1 protein-coding gene is annotated in these 249 nt (G+C 67.5%); it reads left to right on the top strand.

Annotation, left to right across the window (positions count from 1 at the left end; all coding sequences use genetic code 11):
* Positions 1 to 249, top strand: a 249-nt coding sequence (locus AAEY72_RS15805; RefSeq protein WP_352311590.1) for an SRPBCC family protein, incomplete at both ends; no start/stop codon positions are given.

The raw sequence follows: 249 nt of genomic DNA, 5'->3' as shown, positions 1-249 counted from the left end.
ACCTCACCGAGACCGGGTTCGTCGCCCTGCCCGAAGCGGGAGTGACACGCGCCGAAGACGACGACTCCGAGGACTCGATCGGGACCATCGTGACGGTCGACCCACAACGGATGCTGTCGCTCGTCTGGGGCGGGGACCCTCTCGACATCGAGTTGGCGCCGACGGCATCCGGTACCGTGCTTCGGCTCAGCCATACCTTCGACGACCGCGCATCCGCATCGAGCTATGCCGCGGGCTGGCACCTGTGCC

The sequence above is a fragment of the Psychrobacter sp. W2-37-MNA-CIBAN-0211 genome, from assembly GCF_040309405.1.
Classification (GTDB): Bacteria; Pseudomonadota; Gammaproteobacteria; order Pseudomonadales; family Moraxellaceae; genus Psychrobacter; species Psychrobacter glaciei.
The sequence above is the reverse complement of the archived record's forward strand: the minus strand, read 5'-3'. Positions and strand labels throughout refer to the sequence as shown.